Here is a 23,087-nt window from a genome sequence, read left to right as displayed (position 1 = left end):
CGGGGCGGGCAGGAGCGACGGGTCATCCGGCAGGTGCTGCATCCCAGCATCCTTGCAGAACCCCTAGGGCCGGCCTTGATCGGCCGGACAGGACCTAGTAGTGCTTTGTTAGGTGGTCTTGTCGTGGTGGGTAGTTGGTAGTTCGCTGGCTGTATGAGGGCTGGGGAGCTTGCTGCGATGCGGGGCCGGTTGGAGGAGTTCGCGACGGAGGTGTTCGCGCCGTCGGTGCGTCGGGACCAGCGGGCGAAGGGCGCGTTGTATCTGCGGGGGCTGCTGCTGGACGGCCGCAGGAAGTCGATGCAGCCGATGGCTGAACGGCTCGGTGTCGACCCACCTGCCACGTCGAGGTCGTCATGAACTGCTGCAACTGCTGCAACTGCTGCAAACAAAGCAACTCAGGCTTCCCGGGACCCCGCTTCTCGCCCCCGCGGGTCGGACTCGTCCGACTCCTTGGCCTGCCGGGCCAGCAGGTGCGTCACCGCGTGCTCACCGCGCACCGTCCGTACGAGGCTGAATCCCTGAACGTCCCGGTAGTAGCGCAGCAGTCCGTCGTTGGCGCAACCCCGCCGTACCCATGACTTCCCCGTGGTGGCCGCCCGGTGCAGGGTCCACGCGGCGAGCAGCGCCCCGGGCCGGTGACGGCGCCATGCGGGGTCGGTGACCGTGGTGTTCAGATACAGGGCGGCTTCGCCGCGCTCGGGGTCCGTCCATCCTTCGTCCAGAGGCCTGTCCGACACGATGGTGCACCCGACGACGGCGCCCCCGTCATGCTCCAGCACCCACGCGGGTGACCGAGGGCGGGCGGCACGCGCCGCCATCAGGCCGGCGCTGCTCGACCACCCTTCCCAGTCCTCCAGCTTCCTTTCACGCATCCACGCGGCCCTCCTCACGATCAGGTCGGTGAGGGCCGGCACGTCGTCCGGAGAGGCGGGTCGTACGGAGAACACCTTGGGCTCCCGGGGTGGTCAGGTCTTTCGCGAACGGTCCGGGACAGCATGGGAGCGCACCGGCCGAAACGCCAGGCGTTTCCCGACGAGCTCCGAAGAGTCGCACCTCACGTAGGCGGTGATCGCCGATGAGAACGGCCGGCGCGTGCTGTCAGCGTGGACCCGTAAGAGGCGCGGGAGGGTCGCCAGTGTCGACGCACGCCGCAGGTTTTCGCCGCGCGTACGCCCGACCCGGTTTCCCCGCCGTTCGTGGGAGGGGAAAAGTTGTCTCGTTCCGTCTTCAGAAGAGCCACCGGCCTGACCTTGGCACTGGCGGCAGTGCTGACGCTGGGCTCGGCCCACGGCTCGCACAGCGCGCCCACCGTTCCGTCCGCGTCTTGGACCAGTGGAACGGCGGGGGCGTCGAGCACGGTCTCCCGTACGGTCGCCCTGATCACGGGTGACCGGGCGCACGTCGATGCCCGGGGGCGGGTCACCGGCGTCACTCCGGGCAAAGGGCGTCAGGGGATACCGATCTCACGGAGGATCGTGCAGGGGCACACCTATGTGGTGCCGCTCGACGCCTCGCGGCTGCTGGGCTCCGGGACACTGGACCGTCGGCTCTTCAACGTCACGGAGCTGGTCGAGTCCGGCTACGACGACACGCACCGGGACACGCTCCCGCTGATCGTGTCCTACGCTCCGTCGGCGAGCCGGACGAGGTCGGCGCTGACCGACGTCGGCGTGACCGTCACGCGGGCTCTGCCGGCCATCGACGGCGCGTCCCTGAGCGTCCAGAAGGAATCCGCGACACAGGCATGGAATGCCCTGACCGACAGCTCGGGAGCCGGTCAGCGCGGCCGGACCTCCGGCGTCCGCGCGATCTGGCTCGACGGCGTACGCCGGGCGAGCCTGGATCGGAGCACCGCGCAGATCGGCGCGCCGCAGGCCTGGCAGGCGGGCTGGTCGGGCAAGGGTGTCCGGGTCGCGGTACTGGACACCGGCGTGGATCAGACCCATTCGGACCTGGCGGATGCGGAGGTGGCGGAGAAGAACTTCTCGGAGTCCCCCGACAGCGTGGACCGGGCCGGCCACGGCACCCATGTGGCATCCGTCATCACCGGGTCTGGTGCCCGCTCCGGGGGCCGCTTTCGGGGTGTGGCGCCCGACGCCGAGATTCTCGACGGCAAAGTCCTGGACGATTACGGGACGGGCTACGACTCGGGCATTCTCGCTGGCATCGACTGGGCTGTCGCCGAGGGCGCCCGTGTCGTCAACATGAGCCTGGGCGCGCCGGACGCTCCGGGGCTGGATCCGCTGGAGCTGGCCATCAATCGCTACAGCGAGGAAGAGGGGGTGCTCTTCGCCGTCGCGGCGGGCAACAGCGGACCGGGCGCGGGCACGCTCGACTCTCCGGGCAGTGCCGGGGAGGCGCTGACGGTGGGTGCCGTGGACCGTGTGGACGCCGTCGCAGGCTTCTCGGGCACGGGCCCGACGGCCGACGGGGCGCTGAAGCCGGACATCGCCGCGCCGGGTGTGGAGATCGTCGCGGCGAAGGCGACGGAAGGCTATCAGGGGGACCCGGCCGAGGATGGCTACGTCTCCATGTCGGGAACGTCCATGGCCACCCCGCACGTCGCCGGCGCGGCGGCTCTTCTGGCTCAGCAGCACCCGGACTGGAGCGGCCGCCGGATCAAGCAGGCACTGACCTCGTCGGCCGCAGCCGGCCGGAATGCCGGGCCGTTCCTTCAGGGCAGCGGTCGGCTGGACGTGGCGCGGGCCGTCGACCAGACCGTCGTCGGCGATCAGGGTTCCCTGGACTTCGGTCTCCAGCGGTGGCCGCACGACGACGACCAGGTCGAGGTCAGGCGCCTCACCTACCGGAACCTGTCGGACGCTCCGGTCACCCTCGATCTGGCCGTGGAGGCGACGGGGCCAGACGGCGAGGCCGTGCCCGCAGGCCTGTTCAGCCTGGACGCCCGACAGGTGACCGTTCCGGCCCGCGGTACGACCGAAGTGGCCGCCGCCGTCGACACGTCGGCCGAGATGCCGGACGGCGTCTATGGCGGTGTCGTCGTGGCCACCGCGGGCGACCGGTCCGTCCGCACTGCGCTGGTCGTGAACCGTGAGGCCGAGTCCTACGACGTGACCATGAGGTTCGTCGACGCCGACGGTGCTCCGGCCGCGGCCGGAGCCACAGTGGTCGGGCTGGACAACGACGTGTTCGAGATGCCGCAGGCCGGCAACGACGAGGTCACTATGCGACTCGCCCGCGGGACCTACAGTCTCGAAGCGCCCGTCTACACCGGCGACGTCCTGGCTCTCGCCGCAGGCTGTTCAGCCCCGGCGACCGGGGACCAGCGTCAGTGAGGGCTTGAGCCGGCCAGCTGCGCGGGCGGGGCATCCCTGACGGCTCTCAGTACGCTGTCGAGCAGTCCGGGGAAGCGCTGCTCGAGATCGTCGCGGCGCAGGCTGTGCAGGATGATGCGGCCTTCCCGGCGGGCGCGCAGGATGCCGGCCTCACGCAGGACGTTCCAGTGCCGACTGGCTGTCGAGGGGGACACATCCGGCAGCGTGGTCGAGCAGGTGAGTTCCTCACCGTCGGCGAGACGCTCGATGATCTTCAGCCGGGTGGGATTGGCCATGGCGTCGAGCACGGACTCGATGCGCAGGTCGGCGCGGGTGGGATGTGTCAGTGCTTTCACACTTCGATTGTACGCGTGTTGACGAAGGATCGAAGGATCATGTCGCGGCTCGCACCCCGGGGATTTGCGTTCGACCGGCCCTCGCAGTTCAATAGTTCACGTACTCGCGAACTAACGAACTAACGAACTAACGAACTAACGAACTAACAGGAGTGTCAGTGAGCGCCTACATGGTCATCAGCGTCTCCCCCCAGGACGACGAGAAGATGCGGGACTACGAGTCCAGGACACTCGAGGTGGTCTCGCGTCACGGAGGCAAGCCCATAGCCCGCGACGCCGACTGCCTCGTCCTGGAGGCCGACCAGCGCCCCGGCATCGGAGTGATCCTGGAGTTCCCTGACAAGCAGGCCGTGCTGGACTTCTACAACTCCGAGGACTACAAGCCCCTCAAGGAGTTCCGGCACACCTTCGCCACCGCCAGCGCGCTCGTGGTCGACTCCGTCTGACCGGCACCCCACACCGCCCCGGCAGGACGAGGGATGACCGCCGCTAGGTGAGAATCACCGAAGCGACGGCCCCCTGTGCCACGTCACAGTGGCAGCCCGTGCGCATTACGGCGGAAGGGGGACGAGTCCGCGATCCCGCAGGCTCGCCCCTCCCGCCGCGCCGCGCGTTCCGGCCACCCCACCGGGCATCCGCCCGGTCACCGGACGGGGCGTGAGGAGGGCGCGCGTGGAACCGGCGGTTCACCTGGGACACCAGACACAGGTCACCCTGTACGTCGAGGGAACGGGCGAGCGGACACGTACCTTCGAACTGTGGATCGTCCGCGTGGACGACCACGCCTATCTCCGCGCACTGTCCGGGATTGACTCGTGGTGGTATCAACAGGTCACCATGACCACCGCCCAGTTGTGGTGCGCGGAGGGCATCGTCCGGGCACGCTTCGAACCCGTCGAGGAGACCGCCCTGCTCGACCGGATCGACACCGCCTACGAAGATAAGTACGGTCTCGGCTGGCCGGGCCCGGTCGGATTCATCATCGCCCCCGAAGCACGCGGGGCCACGCTCCGCGTCGTCAGGGAGCACAAGGCCTGAGCAGCATCGGAGAACGCGGCGCCGCCCCGGAGGGGGCGACGCCGCGTTCTCCGCTTCACGAGCCGTCGAGGCTCAGGCGCCGGCGTGCGTGGTGAGGATGTGGTCGCGGGAGGCGGCGACCTCGTCACGCAGGGCGGCCAGGTCGACGTCCAGGAGACGACCGTCCCACTTGCGGACCTGCCCGGCGATGAACACGGTGTCCACGTCGCGAGCGTCGCTACCCAGCACCAGCGTGCCCACCGCGTCGTTCAGCGGCATGTTGTTGATGTCCTCGGCCCGCACCACCAGCAGGTCGGCCTGCTTGCCCGGGGTCAGCGAACCCGTCACGTCTCCCAGCCCGTTCGTCCGCGCCCCCTGCACCGTGGCGAAGTCCAGGACGTCGACCGTACTGATGCGCTGCGGCTCGGCGTCCGTGCCGTAGACGGCGTTCACCGCCCTCATCCGCTGGATGGCGTGCAGCGCCCGCATCTGAGTGAACATGTCGCTGGCGAGAGCCACCTCCACATCAATGCTCAGTCCCGGCCGTACCCCGACAGCCAGCGCCTCGTCCACCGCGGGAATCGCCGACTCCAGCCCGATCTGCGCGTCCGAGGTCGGCGCCAGTGCGATCGTCGTACCGCTCTCCCCGATCGCCCGCCACGCCTGACGCGTCAGACCAGTCGAGTGGATCAGCGTCAGATCCGGTCCCAGGAGCCCCTGCCGCTCCCATTCCAGGATCGCCTGCGAAGACGCCTCCCCGAACACCGCGTCCACGCTGACCCCCACTCCCAGCTCGCGCGCCGCGGCCGCCAGCGCCGGCCCGAACTCGCGCTCCGGCCCCGCGATCTCCCCGGTGGCCAGCGCGGCGATGCGGAAGGACAGCAGGTCGCTGCCGTACTCCTTCCGCAGTCGTGCCACGTCCCCCGGCCACTGCTTGTCCCAGTCCCCGAAGTGCGGCGCCATCGCCGCGTGCACGCCCCGGATCCCCGTGTCGACGAGTGCCCGGACCGCGGCGTCCGAGTGCGCGGCCGTCCGCGAGTTGTGCGAGAAGTCCAGCATGGTCGTGATCCCGCTGTCGATCGCCGTCAGCGCCGCCAGCCGGGTCCCCACGTACATGTCCTGCGGCCGGTACACCGGCGCGTATCCCAGAAGCGTCGTCGTCACGTAACCGGCCAGGTCATCCACGTCCGGCATGATTCTGCGCAGCTGCGCCTCCCAGGCGTGCCGGTGCGTGTCCACGAAACCCGGCGCGACGATGCATCCCGTCGCGTCGATCACCACCGCGCCCGACTCGGCGCCCTGCGCTCCCAGGTCCGCGCCCACCGCGGCGATCCTGTCGCCCTCGATCAGGACGTCCCCTTTGTCGAGGACCCCCGACGCGGGGTCCATCGTCACCACCGTCGCGCCGGTCAGCAGCACCTTGCGGCCGCGGTCACCGGCCGACGCCCGAAGCCGTTCCAGCAGACCCGCACGAACCGCACCCTCGACGTACATGACGCACAACCACAATCCAATAGCGGCGACACCACCGACCGTCTGTCCGGCCGGTGCCACGTACCACGTTCCTCGTTGCCGCAGCACAGGAACAGGCCGCCATTCACCTGGGAGCGCCACACCCAGGAATCAGCCGCCCTGGGGACAGGAGCGGCCGCAGCCGGAAGCTGTCGGGGAGCGCGCTAAGCCAGCCTGTGCGAACTGATGGAAGCGGACGGTGCCGTCCGTGGCGGTCAGACCGGCCGCGGCGAGCGCGTCGGTGCTCACCCCCATGCGGTCGGCGGCGGCCCAGACCAGCGCCGCGTCACCCGTCGCTTCGATGGCGGTGATCAGCAGCAGCGTGCGGGGCGGTTCCGGCAGGGGACGCAAGCGCCGTTCGAAGCTCTCCTCGATGCGGTGGGACAGCGGCACCGCCTGGGGACGTCCGAAGCCCCCCGCCGCCCGACCGGGGCCGACCGTCGTCGGCAGTTCAAGAAGTGCCAGGGGATTTCCCTGCGCCTCCGCGAGGATCCGCTCGCGGACCCGCTCGTCCAGGGGCGCGCGGAACTCCGACGTGAGGAGAGTGCGGGCCGCTCCGTGCGGCAGGCCGGTCAAGCACAGGCCCGGGAGTCCACGAGCTCAGGTACGCTGCCCGGCTCCCTGAGCGCGAACACCATGGTGATCCGCTCATCGTCCAGCCGGTGCGCGACGAACCCGAGCGTCTGCGCGGACGCGGGGTCCAGCCACTGGGCATCGTCGATCACGCACGGCACGGCCTGCTCCTCGGCCGCGTCGGAGAGCAGCCCCAGCACCGCGAGGCCGACCAGGAAACGACTCGGCGCCTCGCCCTCGGCCAGCCCGAAAACCACGCGCAGGGCTTCTCGTTGCGGCTCTGGGAGCCGCTCCAGGCCGGACATCAGCGGAGCGCAGAGCGTGTGCAGCGCGGCGTAGCTGAACGTTGCCTCGAACTCCAGCCCGGTGACCCTCAGGAGACGCTCGCCCTACAGGGTGTCGCACACGAACTACAGGAGAGCGGTCTTGCCGATGCCGGGGTCGCCTTCGAGCACCAGGGCGCTGCCGTCGCCCTCGTGAGCGGCGGCCAACGTGGTCCGGATCTTCTCCACTTCCCGTTCGCGCGCCAGGAGGCCGTTTGGTGTGTGGGGCTGGCTGATCATGTATCAGAGCATCGCACGGTGTCGGCTTCAGTCCGAAGCGGTGTCACGCCGGGGAGAACCGTCGGCGATACGTTTCTCCACGCTGCCGGCATCAGCCTGGGCCCCGAGGTACTGGAAAATGGCCAGCGCCTTGCGCCAATGATGCGCTGCTTCCTCCACTCGGCCCGTCGCGAACAAAGCGTCGCCTTGAGCGCGCAGTGCCAGTCCCTCCAGTTGCTCATGCCTGACTGCTCTGGCGAGGAGCAAACCTGCATCGGCGCAATCCTTCGCTGATCGATATCTATCCAGCTGCCCGTAGGCCTCGCTGAGGCGAATCAAGCAGGCGGCCCGAGTAAAGTCCTGTTCTCCCTCCTGAAGCATGTCCAGGGCCTGCCGATAGCCGGACACCGCCTCATCCAACAATCCTTGGCGTGCCAGGACTTGACCGTGGCGGTACCGAGCGAACGCTTCCCCCTGCCGATCGCCAAGCTGACGGAACAACCGCACTTGGCGCACCGAATCGCATACCGTCTGTTCGTCAATGCCTTCACTGCGCAGTCGAGTCTGGACGCCGTTTCCCAGCAACATCGCCTCAAGAGAGAGGTTGCCCAGCGCCAGCGCCAGAGCTGCGGCCTCTCTGAGCAACTGAAGAGCAGCAGCCGGGTCGCGGTACCCGACAGTGAAGGCCTTGACGTTCAGCGACAGGGCGTGGACATCCGTCTCGATGTCGCGTGAGGCTTCCAGTGCTCGGTTCACCTGGTCCTCCGCCTCGTCCAGGCGGCCGACTTGCGCCAGCGCGCCGCTGAGGATGTAGCGGGCGCGACCCTCCGAGCGGGGGTCGCGGGCGCGAGAGGCCGCGTCGGCGACCAGGGTGGCGACGGGAATGACCTGGTGCCACAGATGGGAACTCATCAGGACGGCGTCGAGCAGGAGGAGGAGTGTCGCGGCACGATCGGTGTGCGAGGAAGCCGTCTGCGTCAGAAGCATCAGGATGTCGTCGAGACTGGACGAACTCCAGGCGAGAGCCTCGTTGACGCTGTCGAAGCGTCTCGCTCCCGGCACTTGGGGCAGCAGCGTCCGTGCGACCGTGTGCCCAGGACGGATGACACGGTAGGACTCGGCCGCAGCGACCAGGTGCTGGTCGAGGAGGCGGCCCAGAACCGCGTGACGGGTCCGGTCGTTGTCCGTCCCCAGAGCCAGCCGACGGGCGAACAGGCGGACCAGGTCGTGGTATCGGTACCGGTCCAGAGCGGGTGACTCCAGGAGTCCGACGGCGACCAGCCGTTCCAGGAGGTTCTTCGCGTTCTCGTTCGGGATGTCGAGCACAGCGCTCGCCGTGGGCAGGTCGTACACACCGTGAGCCGGCAGCGCGAGCAGTCTCAAAGTCTGGCGCGTGTGCGGGTCCAACTGGCCATACCCCAGTGCGAAGCTGGCCTCCACGGTGACGGAGTCCACGGTCAGTTCCGACAGCCGATGCCGTTCGTCCGCGAGGCGCCCGGCCAGGTCGGCCAGTGACCACTCGGGACGCGCGGCAAGACGGGACCCGACGATGCGCACCGCCAGCGGCAGGCCGCCGCAGGCCGTGAGGATGCGGTGAGCCGTGTGTGGTTCCGCATCGGCACGGGCGGCTCCTATCAGCCGGGTGAACAGTCTCATCGCCACTTCATCGGACATGGCGCCGAGAACGACGCGCAGACTCACCGGAAGGGTCGCCAGGCCGTTCCGGCTGGTGATGACCACCGCGCAGGTCGGGGCGCCGGGCAGCAGGGGCATCACCTGGTGCATGTCGGCGGCGTTGTCGAGGACGATCAGTACGCGCTGCTGGGCGAGCCGGGAGCGGTAGAGCGCCGCGCGTTCGGCGATATCAGTCGGAATGTAGGCGTCGTGTTCGCCCAGGGTGCGGAGGAAGGACGCCAGGACGGAGGCGGGGTCGGCGGGAGACCCGTCTGCTCCCCGGAGGTCGACGTAGAGCTGCCCGTCGGGGTACGCGGAGAGCACGGTCTGCACACTGTGCATGACCAGAGAGGTCTTTCCGGTGCCGCCCATGCCGGTGACCAGCACGATGGGCACCGCTTCCGGCGAGGGGTGCAGCAAGGTGTCCCGGATGCGTTCGGTCTCTTCGGTGCGGCCGGTGAAGTCGGGCACCGCGTTCGGGATCTGGCGGGGCGCTCGTTCCTGGCGGGTGAGGACCTCGGGACGACTGACGGACGGCGCGGTGTGGCGCAGGATGTCGGCGTGCAACTGCTGCAGACGGGCGTTGGGCTCTATGCCAAGCTCCTGCGCCAGGAGTCGGTGCACGCGACGGTAGGCGGCCAGTGCCTCGCCCTGCCGGCCGGTCTCGTGGAGGGCCAGCATCAGCAGGTAGTGCAGGCCCTCGCGCAGCGGGTGCGTCTCGACAAGGGTGGCGAGGTCGGTGGCCGCGTCCGCGTAGTCACCGAGTTCCACCATCGTCTCCAGCCGTGCCTCGACCACGTCCAGACGGCGCTCCTCCAGCCGGGAGCGCTCAGCGTCGGCGAACGGGCCGGGCACGCTTCTCAGGGTCGTCTCCCGCCACAGGGCCAGGGCCTGGTCGAAGAGCTGACGGGCCGCCGCCGTCTCGCCGGCCGCCTTGCGGGCCCGGGCCTCGGCGACACGCTGCTCGAACAACTCCCAGTCCAGGGCGCCGTCGGCCAGGCGGAGCGAGTATCCGCCGGGCACGGACTGCAGCAGACGCCACGGCTCACCCTGCACGTGCGTGGGCTCCAGCAGATGCCGCAACCGCCAGACATAGGTACGTACGACGGCTTCCGGACGCCGCGGCGGAGACTCCCACAGGGCGCCCACGAGGTCGTCCACGCTCACCGCACGACCGTGCCGCAGTACGAGGACGGCGGCCACGGCCCGCTGCTGGGGCGAACCGAGATCCAGTTCGGTATCGCCTCGGCGCGCCCGAAGCGGGCCGAGCACCGAGAAGTGGGTGCCCGGTATCCCCGTTGCCTCCATGGTGAACCTCATCATGCTCGGGAACTGTCCGGCTCCGCGGTCGCGGAACCGATCAGGTGGTGACTTCGCAGAACCTACTGCATGATATTCGCCGAAACCCTCCTGAGCTGCGGTTTCTTAAGCTTCAGCAGGCTCTCGTCGGCCTCGCGTTAGAGGCAGGGCGGCGGCCGTCCGGGCGGGGGTATAGGCACCGGCTGCCGATGCGAGGGCCCGCTCGCGCTGTGAGCGTGGAGGGCACGCTGCGCGCGCCCTTCCTGTCCTGCGCGAGCGCACGGCGCCTTGCGCGGAAGCGGTGTACGCCTTCCCCCGGGCGCCGTGAACGGGCTTGATCACTGAGGGAGATTGTCTCCGTGTCGTCGTTCCAGCAATCGGCCGAGGCTTCGCATGCTTCCGGCACCGTCCCGTCGGACGCAGAACTGGCCGCCCGGGCCTCGGCCCTCGTTCCCGTTCTGCGGGCGAACGCGGAACGGACGGAGCGGGAGCGCCGCGTCGCGCCGGAGAATCTCGAAGGGCTGCGCGGTTCCGGCTTGCTCCGGCTGACGGCGCCGACCACGCTCGACGGTTTCGGGGCGTCCATCCGTACGCAGGTGGAGGTGGGTCTGACGCTGGGGCGCGGCTGTCCTTCCACCGCGTGGGTCGCCGGCATCTTCAACGGCGTGAGGCCGATGACTCTGATGCTCTCGGATGCCGCGCGTGAGGAGTTCTACCGCGAGGGCCCCGACGTGACGGTGTGCTCCGTGGCGAGCGTGCACGGGGAGGCGGTCCGCACAAAGAGCGGTGTGCGGTTCTCCGGGACCTGGGCTGCCGCTTCCGGGTGTGAGGACGCACGCTGGGCCCTGCTCGGCATCCCCCTGCCGGGCACCGCGGGCGGTCCGCCCTCCGCGGCGACCGTTCTCGTTCCGCTGGACGACCTGGAGGTGAAGGACACGTGGCACGTCGCGGGGATGCGGGGGACGGGGAGCCAGAGTCTGGTGGCCGACGCCGTCCGGGTCCCGGAGCACCGTGTCATCAGCGCGGCCGTCACACCGAGCGGCGGCGCGGGTGCCGGATTTCCGGCGGCCCTGAAGATCGGGGCGACACTGAACCTGCTGGCACCGGTGATCGGTGCGGCGCTCGGCGGACTGGACACCGTACGCGAGGTCCTGGGCTCCGGGCGGGGAGTCATCGCCTCCGTCTACCGGCACACCACCGACTCCCCCGCCGCGCGGATGTGGCTGGGTGAGGCGGACCATCTGACAGCTCGCGCGGTCCGGCTCACCCGGTCGGTCGCCGATGCCGCCGATGCCGCGATGGCGGGCGGTCCGCTGTCCTTGCGGGAGCGGTCCGCGCTGCGGATGGACATGGTCGCGGCGATCGAGGATGCCCGCGCCGCCATGAGCAGACTGCTCGACCTGAACGGCAGTTCAGGCTTCTCCGAGTCGCATCCGCTGCAGCGGTACTGGCGGGACATGGAGACCGGAAGCCGTCACGTGCAGTTCAACCCGTTCATCACGCGCGAGGACTACGGCCGGCTTGCCGTCGGCATCGAGTCCCCGGTCTCTCTCCTGGTGTGAGCCTTCACCGATGTGACGGTCACCATCGGAACGCAAAGGAGCAGGCGGACAGGGTCGAGCGTGGAACATTCTCTTGACCAGAGGCGGCGAGGCAACGACACCGGACTGGGCCGAAGTGCTGGCGGGTCGTATGGAGGACGCCGAACGACTCGCGGCAGCCCGGGCCGCACTGGACAAGCTACGCCCGCGCGAGCGGGAGGTCTTCGTCCTGTGCGTCTGGTCGGATCTGAGCTACGCGGCCGCCGCCACGGCCCTCGGCGTGCCCGTGAGCACCGCGCGCTCCCGGCTTTCCCGGGCCCGGGAGCGACTACGCCGCCTGACCAAGGTGGAACTCGCGCGCCGCGCCGAACCTGCGGGGCGGCCGCCGGCTTCCGAAGAAGGATCGGGACGCCCCTCTCCCAGCGGACAGCAACCGGTTGCCCCCCCCCAGGAGGAGCGGTGAACGGCGGGGAGAAGCGAGTGGGCACCGTCGGTGCGTTGACGGGCCGTGGTGTCCACCCGCTCCTCCGGTGTTCGTGGGCGACCGGGCAGGGACGGGCCGCCACCGTGACGGTCAGGTGAGCGGGGCGGCGGTGGGGAGGGCGGCCAGAACGGACGGGTAGGTCGTACGGACCGCGGCTGTGTTGAAGCCGAACTTGTCGAGGGCGGCGGGCGTGATCTCGCGTTTGGAGCCGTTGGAGACCAGGTAGACGGTGGTGTCGTCGATGCTGCGGGCGAGGTAGGCGTAGGCGGTGAGCGGCCCGCCGTCGGTGATGTTCGCGGTGGTGAGGACGAGACGTACGCCGTCGGTGGTGCGGAAGAGGGCGTTGTAGGTGACGGTGCTGGGGATCAGGTGCCGCTTGCCGTCGAGGACGAGGTACACGTCACCGGTGTTGACCGCCTTGATCCGCAGACCGTTCAGCTCGGGGAAGAGTTCGCCCTGGGCCTGGGCGACCGTGGAGACGGCATGGGCCTGGGGCTGCGGGGTCACGGCGTGGGCCGACAAGACGGTGCCGGCGATGACGGCTCCCAGGGCGGCGAGCACGACAGCGACGCGCGGCATGAGGGACTGCTTGTTCATGACGATTCTCCAGTCAACGTCCGAGGCGGGCGGTCCAGGAGGATTCCGGGCCTCCCCCGCCTCGATGTAGTTGAAATCTAACCCACTTCTGTTGATGCGTCAACAAATGACGCGTCGCAACGTCGAGCAACTTCACTGCGGAGCAATCGAACTGACGCTCCATCTCGCCAGACGGCCGACACGACCTGCGAGTACAGGCCACCGGAATCAGCAGACAGGGCCACCTCGGCCCCGGAACCGTTTTCGCCAGCCAGGCCCTCGGCCCGATACAGGCCAGCGACGGCACCCCCGACCTGCTGACTCCAGACCGGCCCCAGGCCTACCCATGCACAGGACCACGGTGCCAGGCACGTCGACCAGTTCGGGGTGGCGCGCCGTCGCGTACGCCTCGACGGCGTCACGCTCCAGCAGCCCCTCGGCGACGTACCGACCGACGCCATGGCCGCCCCGGGCGACGAGTCCATTGCTCTTCACGGCCGCCTCCACCGACACCGGAGGAGGGGTGTCCTGCCACTGTCATGGCAGGACACCCCGGTCAGCGGTCGTCGCGGGCGGGCGCGGGGTCCTCCCGGTACAGGACCAGGTGCTCGTGGTAGAGAACGCCGTCACGGACGTCGCCGGTCGCGGTGAAGTCGGTGTCGTCGACGTAGTCGATGTGGTTGCCGGTGACGGTGTACCTGCCGATGTAGGCGCTCTGACGGGTGCCGCGCGCCTCGTCGTAGCGCCCGTCGGGGAGCAGCTCCTGACGGATATGGCCGTCCGCGGTCACCCACATGCCGACGAAGGGGTGCGGAGTGGTGGCGGGAGTGTCGTTGGTGTCCATGACGTCCACGGTGTCCCGCACCGCTGCGGCGTACCAGGCCGCGCCTATCCTGGGTGTGCCCCACCCACTTCCGTGCTCGCCGGCAGGCCGGCGTCCGCACGGATTACAAGGATTCCCCTGCTTCGGCCTCGACCGCGGCAAGGATGCGGTCGAGGAACTGACCGAGGAGGCGGACCTCTTCGGCGTCGAGCGGATCGAAGAAGAGGCGCCGCACGGTCTGCGCGTGGCGGGGAGCGGCCTCCTCGATGGCCTTTCGTCCGGCGGGGGTGAGACGGACCATGGAGCCGCGTGCGTCGTCGGCGCATGCTTCACGCGCTACGAGGCCCCGCTTTTCCATACGGCTCACCTGGTGGGACAGGCGGCTGCGCTCCCAATCGACCTCAGCCCCCAGATCCCGGGCCCGCAGCAGGCCCTCGGGGGCTTCGGACAGCGGGGCGAGCAGCGCGTAGTCGGCTGCGGAGAGCCCGGAATCACGCAAGAGCTGCTGTTCCTGAGCCTTGTGCAGGTCGCGGCGCAGGCGCCGGTACTTCGCCCACACATCGGCTTCTTCCGCGTTCAGCCATTGCGGTTCGGTCATGACGGAAGCGTACCATATTGTTGACATGTCACCGAAATGATCGGTCCGGCATGTACCGCACGGGTGTCGAACACCCAGGAAATGCCCTGACCGGCCGGACCCGGGAACTAGGCGGTTGCCGCCGACGCGGCCGGATGCGGCGCCGTGCAAGTGTCGATGCGGGATGCCCCTACGGCACCACTCAGAACATCTGCACGCCTCGCACACCGAAGGACATCATGAGCCTCACCCCCCCTTTCCGGTCGCTGCTCACAACAGCCACTGGCAACTGGGTCTCACGCGTCTACCTGGCTGTCGTAGCCGTCCTGCTGGCCTGGTCCTATGTGGACGCGGCCTTCGTGGCTCAGGCCGACGCATCATTCGTCGGCATCTACGCCATCATCGCCACCGCCCCGGTGAGCGTCGCACTGTTGTGGATCGACGCCCTCTCGGGACGGGCTCTTCCGCTGATCGTCATCGCCTGCGCTCTGCTGAACGCCTGGCTGATCGGACTCGGGATGCGCCGGATCAACAGCGCTCACTAGCGGTACAGCGCGGACAGGGGACCTCCACGGAACCGAACGTCGAACGCGCTGCCGAAGACCTCACAACCCTCTCGTACCAGGAGACCCCCATGACCGCCGTCGTGATCGACAACCAGTCGGAATCGCGCTTCGAACTGCACGAGGACGAGAAGCTGGCCGGCTTCGCGGAGTACCACGCTTTCAAGGACGAGATCGCCTTCCTGCACACCGAGATCGGCAAGCAGTTCGGCGGCCGAGGTCTCGCCGGCCGGCTCATCGGAACCGCTCTCGACACGGCAAGAGAACGCCACCTGAAGGTACTGCCCTACTGCCCCTTCGTGCGCGGGTACATCACCAAGCACCCGGAGTACACGGACCTGGTCCCGCAGGACGACCGCGCCCGGTTCGGGCTGTGACCTCGTGAGCAACCTCGAAACGGCACCGGCCGTCCACACGCGAGGAGGCCGGGAAGAGGTCTCCGCCCGCCCCGTCCACGAGCTGCTGGAGCCGAGGACCACTCCCCTCGGGGAAAGCACCGTCGTCCGCAGGCTCCTGCCGAACCTCGGGCGCAGGATGGTGGGAGCCTGGTGCTTCGTGGACCACTACGGCCCTGACGACATCGCCGACGAACCCGGAATGTGGGTCCCTCCCCATCCGCACACCGGTCTGCAGACGGTCAGCTGGCTGCACGAGGGTGACGTCCTGCACCGCGACAGCGTCGGCAGTCTGCAGACCATCCGCGCCCGCGAGCTGGGGCTCATGACGGCGGGCCGGGCCATCGCCCACGCTGAGCAGTCTCCCCGCGCGCACGCACCGCTCCTGCACGGGGCTCAACTGTGGATCGCCCTTCCGGACGCCCATCGCCACGTCTCCCCCGCCTTCGAGCACCACACCGATCTGCCCCGGATCACGGCGCGCTCCGGACTGCGGGGAACGGTCATCCTCGGCGAGGTCGACGGTGCCGCCTCCCCCGGGACCACCTACTCGCCCCTGGTGGGAGTGGATCTCTCCCTCACTGAAGGCGCCTCCGTGAGACTTCCGCTGGAGCCCGACTTCGAGTACGCGGTGCTGACCATGTCCGGGTCCTGCCACGTGGACGACGTCCCGCTGGAGCCCGGATCCATGCTGTACCTGGGGTGCGGCCGCCGGGAGCTACCGTTGCAGGCGTCCACGGACAGCGGCCTGCTGTTGCTGGGTGGCGAGCCGTTCGACGAGAAGATCATCATGTGGTGGAACTTCATCGGCCGAACCGGCGAGGAGATCGCCCGGGCCCGCACGGACTGGAACGCCGGACAGGGTTTCGGCACCGTCCACGGCTTCGACGGCGCCCCCACGCCCGCTCCGGAACTGCCTGAGGCACAGCTCAAGGCCCGAGGCCGTGTCCGTTGAGCACAATGAGACGGTCTGAGCTCGAAGTGTGAAGAACACACTCACCCCTTCGGCGCGACCATCGGCTCGTTTCCGTCGGTCTCCCTCGACCGAGAGTGGTACGGCGGAGTCGGTCGTGGCCGCCACCGCTGCGACGGTGCAGATAAGCGCCGGGCGCCGGCGCGACGCCCAGGTGTTCAGCGCTCTGGTCAGCGGCGTGCCGGCCCCCGCGCCGCTGCCCCGGCTGGAGCGGGGATCGCGTCGCGCGCGCTGAAGGAGCCCGGGGCCTGGCTGTCTGCGGGATCATCCGTCGCCCCGCGCACCTGTCGGTGTGCTCACGCAGACCAGGTCGTGACACGGCAGCTCTGCAGGCGACGGTACGAGGCACGTCACGCCCACGTTCTACGTAGGTATTGCCGATGCTGCCGCCAACCGCCACTGACATGCTGAAACGCGGGCCGCCGGGGCGGATGACCTGCCGGGGCCGGAGGCGACCGCGCCACGGCCCGGAGTGACGCAGACGGATCAGGCCCCGGGGAAGCGGAGTGGCTCGTGGCAAGGTTCTACGGCCGTGACGAGGAACTGACTTTCTTGCACACGCTGTTCGCGAGGGCCCAAGCCGGGCACGGCGGCGCGCTGACCGTCCGCGGCGAGCCCGGCATCGGCAAGACCACGCTCCTGAAGCACGCCCTGGCCACCGTCTCGAAACCCGTTGAGGTGTTGTGGGCGAGCGGCTCACAGTGGGAAACCGACTTCGCCTACGCGACTCTGCATCAGCTGTGCGGACCGCTGCTGGTCCCGTCAGATGACGAAGCCAGCCGCCATCTGATCGTCCTGCAGAGGGCGTTCGGCTTTCGGGACGGTACGGCACCCGACGCGGTGGGGCTGGCGTCGGCGTTCGCCTCGCTCGCGGCCGCCGGCTCAGCGCGTGGGCCCCTGGTGTGCGTGGTGGACGATGTCCAGTGGGCGGATCCGGCCTCCACACACGTCCTGAAGATCGCCGCCTCCCGTGCCGAGGCGGACGGGTTCGTGCTGGTGCTCGTCGCTCGTGACTCGGACGAGGCAGCTTTCCTCGCGGCTCTGCCGCGCCTGACGCTCACCGGTCTCCCTGAGCGGGACGCCCGTGCCCTGCTGCGGACGGAGTTCCGCGCTCCCCTCGACGAGCGGGTGCACGAGCGGGTCCTGGCCGAGGCCCGCGGCAATCCGCTCGCCCTGCTGGAACTGCCGCGCAGTGTCGAGTACGCCGACCTCACGGAGCGCCCCGACGCCCGTACTGTTCTGTCTGCCCGGATCGAGGGGAGCGTGCAGGAACGGGCCGCACTCCTCACGCAGCCGGCCCGGTCGCTCCTCCTCGCGGCAGCCACTGACCCGTCGGGGGATCCGGAATTGCTGCGGCGGGCAGCCGTCGAGCTGGGAGTCGACCATGACAGTGCGGTCCAGGCGCTGACCATGGCGGAGTTCCTGGACGTGGGCGGACATGTGCGCTTCCGCCATCCGCTGGTGCGATCAGCCGTGTACCGAGCTGCCCACGCGGAGGACCGCCGACGTGTACACCTGGCGCTGGCAGACGTGATGGACTCCGCATCGGATTCCGACCGGATCGCATGGCACCGAGCTCAGGCAGCCACCGAACCCGATGAGGGACTGGCCGCCGCCTTGGAGCAAGCGGCGAACCTGGCCCGGCAACGTGCCGGCGTCGCCGCCGCAGGCGCGTTCCTGGAACGGTCCGCCGCGCTCAGTCCCGACCCGGCACGGAAGGCCGAACGCGCCTTGGCGGCCGCCGAGGAGAAGACCGCTGCCGACGAGCGCGACACGGCGCTCGACCTGCTCGCCACCGCCGAGGCCGGTCCTCTCGATGCCCGGCAGCGGGCGCGGGCTCACTTGGCCCGCGCCCGCATCGCCGCCGTGCTGTGCTCGAAGCACGAGGCTGTGCTGCACTTGGTGCGGGTCGCCCACCGGACCGAGGCTACGGCGCCGCACCTGGCGAGCGAAGCCCGTCTCGATGCGCTCGGGATGGCCGTGCTGGCTGGTCGAGGCAGCGAGGCCATGCGACAGACACTCGCCACCATGTCTGCACCGCAGCCCACGGTCGCTGTTTCGGCCGCCGATACCTTCCTCGACCGCCTGACCGCTTGGCTTCGCGGTGATACGCCGGACTTGCGAGAAGCCTTGCACGCGCTCCGACGTGATCCTCGCATCGGCGTCCGACACCCTGTGCTGTCCGCACTGGTGTGGACGGAGTCGTGGGAGTGGGAGGCCCTGCTCGGCGCGGCACGGCAGCATGTCGTGACGGCGCGGCGGTACGGCCCCTTCACCGGGCTGTCCCAGGCCCTCACCGTGTTGGCCTTGGCCACGGCCCTCGCTGGGGACACCAAGGCGGCAGCGGAACTCGTCCGTGAGACCGAGGCCCTCGCCGAGGCCACAGGAACGGCCCCACTGCCGCACGCACGGCTGTACCTGACGGCCCTCGAGGGTGGGCCCGGCGCGGGCGACCTGCTCACCGCGGCTGCCGACCAGGCGCACGAAGCGGGCGAAGGTCTGCTGTACGCCACCGCCTGGTGGTGCACGGCGCTGCTGCACAACAGCACGGGTGATTACGCCGCCGCTCTGACGGCTGCCCGCACCGCTGTCACAGCCGGCGAACCGGGCATCACCTGTCTCGCCCTGACGGAACTGGTCGAGGCGGCGGTACGGTGCGGCGCCCCGGACGAGGCGGAGGCGGCCGTGGCGCAGTTGACCGCGCGGACCGCGGTTGCGGTCACACCGATCGGCCAAGGGATCGGACACGCCGTACGGGCGCTGGTCGCAGACGGCACAGGGGCGGAGCAGCACTACGAGGAGGCTCTGGCCTCGCTGACACGGACGAGCGCGGTCGTGCCCACAGCCCGAGCGCACCTGCAATACGGCGCGTGGTTGCGGCGCCAGGGACGGCGGCAGGACGCCCGGGCGCACTTGAGCACGGCCTCGCGAATGTTCTCTGCCGCTGGTGCCGGCGCGTTCGCGTCCCAGGCGACGGCGGAGCTTCGCGCCACCGGGGCCTTGGCAGTGCGGCGCGCTCCGGGCGACTGCCCGGATCAGCTCACGCACCAAGAAGCCCGCGTTGCTCAGCTGGCGGGAAACGGCAGCACGTCCAAGGAGATCGGAATGCATCTGCATCTGAGTCCCCGCACGGTCGACGCGCATCTGCGCAGCATTTTCCGCAAGCTGGGCATCACCTCCCGTCGGCAGCTGCGTGACTTGGCGGCGCAGCAGGGGGATCCGCAGCACACGCAGCTGCCGAGCGGGTGACCCGCGGGAGGCGCGGGTCACCCGGTCCGGCTCGCGCCGAGTGGATGACCGCCCGGCGCGTACGGTCTGCGTCCCCGGTACAGGTCGACCGAGCGGGTTCCAGCCGTCGGGTGTGCGTGCAGCGGCAACTCGCCGCTCTGGTCGCGATGACGTCGGCGGCGGTCAGACGGGCAGCCGGGGCACCAGCCCGGCCACACCTCTGAGTTGCCGTCGGGATTCGATGCCCAGCTTGCGGAAGATGTTCCGCAGGTGGGCATCGATGGTGCGAGGGCTGACGAACAGTTCGGCGGCGGCCTCCTTGGTGGTCAGGCCGGTGGCCACGAGGCGGGCGACGTGCCGCTCCTGCGGAGTCAGGTGGTCGACTGTCGGCGCAGCGACGGCGTGGGGCTGTTCGCCGACGGCCTTGAGCGCCTTCTTGGCTCGGGCGGCGAAGCCGTGGGCGCCCATGGAGGTCAGTAGGGCGTGGGCGGTGTGCAGGTGGGTGCCGGCCTCGGTGCGGCGGTGGACGCGACGGCTCAGCCATTCGCCGTAGAGCAGGTGGGTGCGGGCGCACTGGGCGCGCGCCGCACTGCGTGAGAGGTGGGCGAGGGCCTCACGGAACATGGCGTCGGCCTCCGCCCCGTCCGCGAGGAGAGCCCGGCATCGCAGTTCCAGGCCCCGGGCCCAGTCGGTGTCGTTGGCCACCGTGCGCTCGTGGAGGTCCGCGATGACGGACTGTGCCCGCTCCGGTTGGCCGGTCGCGGCGGCCGCCTCGACGAGTTCGGGGGTGATCCACGTGTGGAAGCCCATCTCGTCGTGAGCGGCCGCCGATTCGGCAGAGCGGAGCGCCTCCCCGTGGTGGCCGATGCTGTTGAGGTACACAGCCCGCGCGTAGTGGCCGACCGTCACCAGTCGGCCCTCGCGTGCTGTCTCGGCTTCCATGAGCCGCAGGTTCAGCCGGGTGCTCAGGTGCTCCTCCGTACCGCGCCAGGCGGCCAGGGTGAGGTCCGACGCGGACAGCGGTGGGCTGTCGATGGTCTCGGCGATGAGGGCGGCCTCGTCGGCACATGCGGAGGCTTGATCGAAGGCGCCCGCGTGCAGGTGAACCAGCGTCTGGTACCTCAGCCCGACGTGGAGCGCGGTGAGGGCACCGGCCCGGCGGGCCAGTTGCACGTGACGGTCGATGAGAGCCGCCCAGGCCTCTTCGTCGCACAGGTCCATGGCCGCGCTACCGACGATCCACAGCCAGCCCACGTTGTGCTGGTGTTCGGAGTCTCGGCCGTAGTCCCGTACTGCTTGGCGCAGCAGCGGCGCGGCGGCGACGTGTCCGTCCAGCAGGCGGGTGATCGTCCCGCGGAACAGCGTGTCGAGCGCTCCTTGCGGCACTGTCCCCGGGGGCAATGCCGCGGCTGCGCGGGCGATGTCTTGCTTGCGTTCGGCGGGAGTGAATCGGCCGACGAAGATCATTCCCGCGAGTGCTTCGACCAGGGTGCGGGCTGCGGCCTCGCCGTCGAGGCGGGCCATGGTGTGGGCCGCGCGCAGCAGGAGCTGCGTTGACGGGTCGTCCCGTCGGCTGTCGAAGGCGATCTGGGCGCGCAGGCTTTGGGCACGGGCGGCCAGGAAGGGAGCACCGGCGGGGACGGTCAGGGAGCGCAGCAGGTCGAGGGCCACAGACGGCGAACCGGCGTCGTGTTTGGCTTGGGCGGCCTCAAGCATGCGCGCTGCCCGGCGGTCCGGGTCCGGCGTCAGAGTGGCGGCGAGGGTGAGGAAGGCGGCCGCGGCAGCGGCACCGCCTCGGGCACGGGACCGGTTTGCGGCGGCGTGGAGATCGGCGGCAATGGCCTCATCGGGTGCTAGGGCGGCCTGGCCGCGGTGCCAGGCCCGGCGGTCGGGGTCGACGGCGGCGGACGTCTCGTCGGCCAAGGCCTGGTGCACCTGTCTGCGTTCCCGCCCGGAGAGGGACGTGTAGGCGGCGGACCGCACCAGCGGGTGGCGGAAGCGCACCCGGGTGTCGATCGTGACGAGCCCGGTTTCCTGGGCCGCTTCCGCGGCCGAGGGGTTGATGCCCAGCCGATGGATCACTCGCCACAGGAGGCTGCTGTCCCCCGTGGGTTCGGCGGCGGCGGCCAGGAGCAGCAACTGGGTATCGAGGGGCAGGACGTCCAACCGCTTGTGGTAGTCGTCCTGCAGCGTCATCGTCACGGAGCGCATCGGCGGTATGGCGAACCCGCCGGCCAGCCGCTCGGGGGTGGTGCTGTGTGAGAGGTCCAGCAGAGCCAGTGGGTTGCCGCGCGCCTCCACGACGATGCGGTCGCTCACCCGTGGGTCGAGCGGGCCCAGCACGTGGGAGGACAGGAGGGCCCGGGCAGTGGAGTCGTCCAAGCCGGCAACGGTGAGGGAGGGCAGGGGAGCCAGTACTGCTGCTCTGTCGGTCTCCCGGGCGGCGATCACCAAGGCGACGCGCTCGCTGCCGAGGCGGCGCGCGACGAAGCACAGGGTGTGCAGGGTCTCCTCGTCCAGCCACTGGGCGTCGTCCACGAGGCACAGAACAGGCTGTTCGGCGGCCGCCTCGGCGAGCAGACTCAGTACGGCCAAGGCCGCCCGAAAGCGGTGCGGGGCGCTCTCCTCGCTCAGGGCGAGCGCCGCCTCCAGCGCGGTGCGCTGCGCGCCGGGTAGCTGGGCGATGCCGTCGATCAGTGGACGGCAGAGCTGGTGCAGAGCCGCGAACGCCAGATCCGTCTCGAACTCGTAGCCCTCCACGCGCAGGACCGAGAATCCCTCCGCGTGCTCCAGTAGCTGGTGCAGCAGAGCCGACTTGCCGATACCAGGCTCTCCGCGCAGGACAAGGGCGCCGCCGTTGCCCCGCCGGGCCGCTCCGAGCAGGCGCCTGAGGGCTGCGGTCTCCCTGCCCCTACCAAGCAGTCTGGAAGATGCTTCGGCCGCTGACGGCGTGATCATCGCTCCCCTTTCTTCAGGTTGCTGACCCGCGCGCAGGCGTCGGTGCGCGGCAACAACAGCGGCTACCACCGTGATATGCGTGGGGATCGGTGGCACGTGCTGACCTCGTGGTGCACAGCTCATGACTCATCGTGGAGCCGGGTCGGCTGCTCTGGGCGGTGGGCCGTTGTGGGGTGGCCCCCTCCCGGCCGTCGTCGACTCAAGCTGCCGGGTCGGCGATCCGACTCTATCCGCGGCCCTCTTGTACGTCAGCGATGAAGAGGGTGACCGGTCACCCTCTTCCAGATGGACCGAAAGGGCTTTTGACCTGCTGAAATGGTGAATCCCAGCGCCTTTCGCCGAGAGGGACGCACTCCTCTGTGGGCACTGTCGATTAGGTGTGTTTCACCGATGGCGGCACGCATGCGGTCCGGGAGCTTCTTCGAGCATGGTCAGGGGGCTCGCGAGCGCGCCAAGAGCTCGCGGCTTCACGGCCGACCGATCTCCTCACGGCGCGTGCCGCCGCCCTGGCCATGAGCGGCCTGACCGGTTCGGCGCTGGTGGATACGGCCCGGATTGACCCCCGGTAGGGGAGTTGGGGCGGGGGGGCGGGGTCGGCCGCTCGGTCCCCGGCGTTGCCGCGCAGGCGGAGGCACGAGACGCCTGGAGGCCCTGCCCCACCAGCCCGGGGACCCCGGAAGGCAAGGTGCAGCACGTGGGTAAAGTGGCAGGAGGCAAAGGA

The 23,087-nt window shown here is 69.7% G+C and carries 20 protein-coding genes and 1 pseudogene; 10 read left to right on the top strand and 11 right to left on the bottom strand.

Annotation, left to right across the window (positions count from 1 at the left end):
* Positions 1-153: 153 nt before the first annotated feature.
* Positions 154-321 (top strand): annotated as a pseudogene (locus OO54_RS32955) (transposase); the annotation flags it as partial.
* A 74-nt stretch (positions 322-395) separates the two neighbouring features.
* Here the strand turns inward: OO54_RS32955 and OO54_RS32950 are convergent.
* Positions 396-872, bottom strand: a complete 477-nt coding sequence (locus OO54_RS32950; RefSeq protein ID WP_157856547.1) for a GNAT family N-acetyltransferase — start codon at positions 870-872, stop codon at positions 396-398.
* Between the two features lie 798 nt (positions 873-1,670).
* Between OO54_RS32950 and OO54_RS32945 the strand changes: the two genes are divergently transcribed.
* The gene (locus OO54_RS32945; protein WP_159391647.1) at positions 1,671-3,296 is read left to right on the top strand and encodes a S8 family serine peptidase; all 1,626 of its coding nucleotides are present in this window, start codon (positions 1,671-1,673) and stop codon (positions 3,294-3,296) included.
* Here OO54_RS32945 and OO54_RS32940 read toward each other — a convergent pair.
* Positions 3,290-3,631, bottom strand: a complete 342-nt coding sequence (locus tag OO54_RS32940; RefSeq protein ID WP_033209748.1) for an ArsR/SmtB family transcription factor — start codon at positions 3,629-3,631, stop codon at positions 3,290-3,292. The two genes, OO54_RS32945 and OO54_RS32940, sit on opposite strands and share 7 nt — an antisense overlap.
* Before the next feature lie 158 nt (positions 3,632-3,789).
* On the opposite strand from OO54_RS32940, the gene OO54_RS32935 reads away from it, so the two are divergent.
* Entirely contained in the window at positions 3,790-4,077 is a 288-nt protein-coding gene (locus OO54_RS32935) for a DUF1330 domain-containing protein (RefSeq protein WP_051787417.1), read from the top strand.
* A 226-nt stretch (positions 4,078-4,303) separates the two neighbouring features.
* On the top strand, positions 4,304-4,669 hold the full coding sequence (locus OO54_RS32930) for a DUF2255 family protein (protein ID WP_051787415.1): 366 nt from the start codon (positions 4,304-4,306) through the stop codon (positions 4,667-4,669).
* Between the two features lie 72 nt (positions 4,670-4,741).
* On the opposite strand, the gene OO54_RS32925 is transcribed toward OO54_RS32930, so the two are convergent.
* From OO54_RS32925 to OO54_RS32910, 5 genes are all read right to left on the bottom strand, one after another.
* Positions 4,742-6,142 carry an amidohydrolase family protein gene (locus OO54_RS32925; RefSeq protein WP_033209747.1) on the bottom strand — a complete coding sequence of 467 codons (1,401 nt, stop codon included), beginning with the start codon at positions 6,140-6,142 and terminating at the stop codon, positions 4,742-4,744.
* A gap of 129 nt (positions 6,143-6,271) precedes the next feature.
* Complete coding sequence (locus OO54_RS42640) at positions 6,272-6,736, bottom strand: hypothetical protein (RefSeq protein WP_033209745.1); 465 nt, start codon at positions 6,734-6,736, stop codon at positions 6,272-6,274.
* Positions 6,733-7,038: a hypothetical protein gene (locus OO54_RS42635; protein WP_157856546.1), complete on the bottom strand. Its 306-nt coding sequence runs from the start codon at positions 7,036-7,038 to the stop codon at positions 6,733-6,735. The genes OO54_RS42640 and OO54_RS42635 overlap by 4 nt, the downstream gene beginning before the upstream one ends.
* 105 nt (positions 7,039-7,143) lie before the next feature.
* Positions 7,144-7,296 carry an ATP-binding protein gene (locus OO54_RS45330; RefSeq protein ID WP_106970142.1) on the bottom strand — a complete coding sequence of 51 codons (153 nt, stop codon included), beginning with the start codon at positions 7,294-7,296 and terminating at the stop codon, positions 7,144-7,146.
* A gap of 27 nt (positions 7,297-7,323) precedes the next feature.
* Positions 7,324-10,272: an AfsR/SARP family transcriptional regulator gene (locus tag OO54_RS32910; RefSeq protein WP_051787413.1), complete on the bottom strand. Its 2,949-nt coding sequence runs from the start codon at positions 10,270-10,272 to the stop codon at positions 7,324-7,326.
* A 335-nt stretch (positions 10,273-10,607) separates the two neighbouring features.
* On the opposite strand from OO54_RS32910, the gene OO54_RS32905 reads away from it, so the two are divergent.
* A complete protein-coding gene (locus OO54_RS32905) occupies positions 10,608-11,810 on the top strand; it encodes an acyl-CoA dehydrogenase family protein (protein WP_051787411.1) in 1,203 nt (400 codons plus the stop codon).
* A 73-nt stretch (positions 11,811-11,883) separates the two neighbouring features.
* Entirely contained in the window at positions 11,884-12,252 is a 369-nt protein-coding gene (locus OO54_RS44180) for an RNA polymerase sigma factor (protein ID WP_425348025.1), read from the top strand.
* 111 nt (positions 12,253-12,363) lie between these two features.
* Here OO54_RS44180 and OO54_RS32900 read toward each other — a convergent pair whose 3' ends face one another.
* The 3 genes from OO54_RS32900 to OO54_RS32890 all read right to left on the bottom strand — a co-directional run bounded on the left by OO54_RS32900 (position 12,364) and on the right by OO54_RS32890 (position 14,270).
* Positions 12,364-12,870, bottom strand: a complete 507-nt coding sequence (locus OO54_RS32900; RefSeq protein WP_033209740.1) for a hypothetical protein — start codon at positions 12,868-12,870, stop codon at positions 12,364-12,366.
* Between the two features lie 535 nt (positions 12,871-13,405).
* Positions 13,406-13,693 carry an Atu4866 domain-containing protein gene (locus tag OO54_RS32895; RefSeq protein ID WP_033209760.1) on the bottom strand — a complete coding sequence of 96 codons (288 nt, stop codon included), beginning with the start codon at positions 13,691-13,693 and terminating at the stop codon, positions 13,406-13,408.
* Between the two features lie 103 nt (positions 13,694-13,796).
* Positions 13,797-14,270: a MarR family winged helix-turn-helix transcriptional regulator gene (locus tag OO54_RS32890; protein ID WP_033209739.1), complete on the bottom strand. Its 474-nt coding sequence runs from the start codon at positions 14,268-14,270 to the stop codon at positions 13,797-13,799.
* 218 nt (positions 14,271-14,488) lie between these two features.
* Here OO54_RS32890 and OO54_RS32885 point away from each other — a divergent pair, with 218 nt between their 5' ends.
* The 4 genes from OO54_RS32885 (at position 14,489) to OO54_RS32870 (ending at position 19,429) form a co-directional block, all read left to right on the top strand.
* Positions 14,489-14,794, top strand: coding sequence for an SCO4225 family membrane protein (locus OO54_RS32885; RefSeq protein WP_033209737.1), 306 nt, complete (start codon positions 14,489-14,491; stop codon positions 14,792-14,794).
* Entirely contained in the window at positions 14,683-15,189 is a 507-nt protein-coding gene (locus tag OO54_RS48615) for a GNAT family N-acetyltransferase (RefSeq protein WP_324611699.1), read from the top strand. The genes OO54_RS32885 and OO54_RS48615 overlap by 112 nt, the downstream gene beginning before the upstream one ends.
* Before the next feature lie 4 nt (positions 15,190-15,193).
* A complete protein-coding gene (locus tag OO54_RS32875; RefSeq protein WP_033209735.1) occupies positions 15,194-16,162 on the top strand; it encodes a pirin family protein in 969 nt (322 codons plus the stop codon).
* Between the two features lie 531 nt (positions 16,163-16,693).
* A complete protein-coding gene (locus OO54_RS32870; RefSeq protein WP_051787409.1) occupies positions 16,694-19,429 on the top strand; it encodes an ATP-binding protein in 2,736 nt (911 codons plus the stop codon).
* A gap of 162 nt (positions 19,430-19,591) precedes the next feature.
* On the opposite strand, the gene OO54_RS32865 is transcribed toward OO54_RS32870, so the two are convergent.
* A complete protein-coding gene (locus OO54_RS32865; RefSeq protein WP_063738351.1) occupies positions 19,592-22,366 on the bottom strand; it encodes an AAA family ATPase in 2,775 nt (924 codons plus the stop codon).
* Positions 22,367-23,087: the final 721 nt, after the last annotated feature.

The organism is Streptomyces wedmorensis (genome assembly GCF_000716445.1).
Classification (GTDB): domain Bacteria; phylum Actinomycetota; class Actinomycetes; order Streptomycetales; family Streptomycetaceae; genus Streptomyces; species Streptomyces wedmorensis.
The sequence above is the reverse complement of the archived record's forward strand: the minus strand, read 5'-3'. Positions and strand labels throughout refer to the sequence as shown.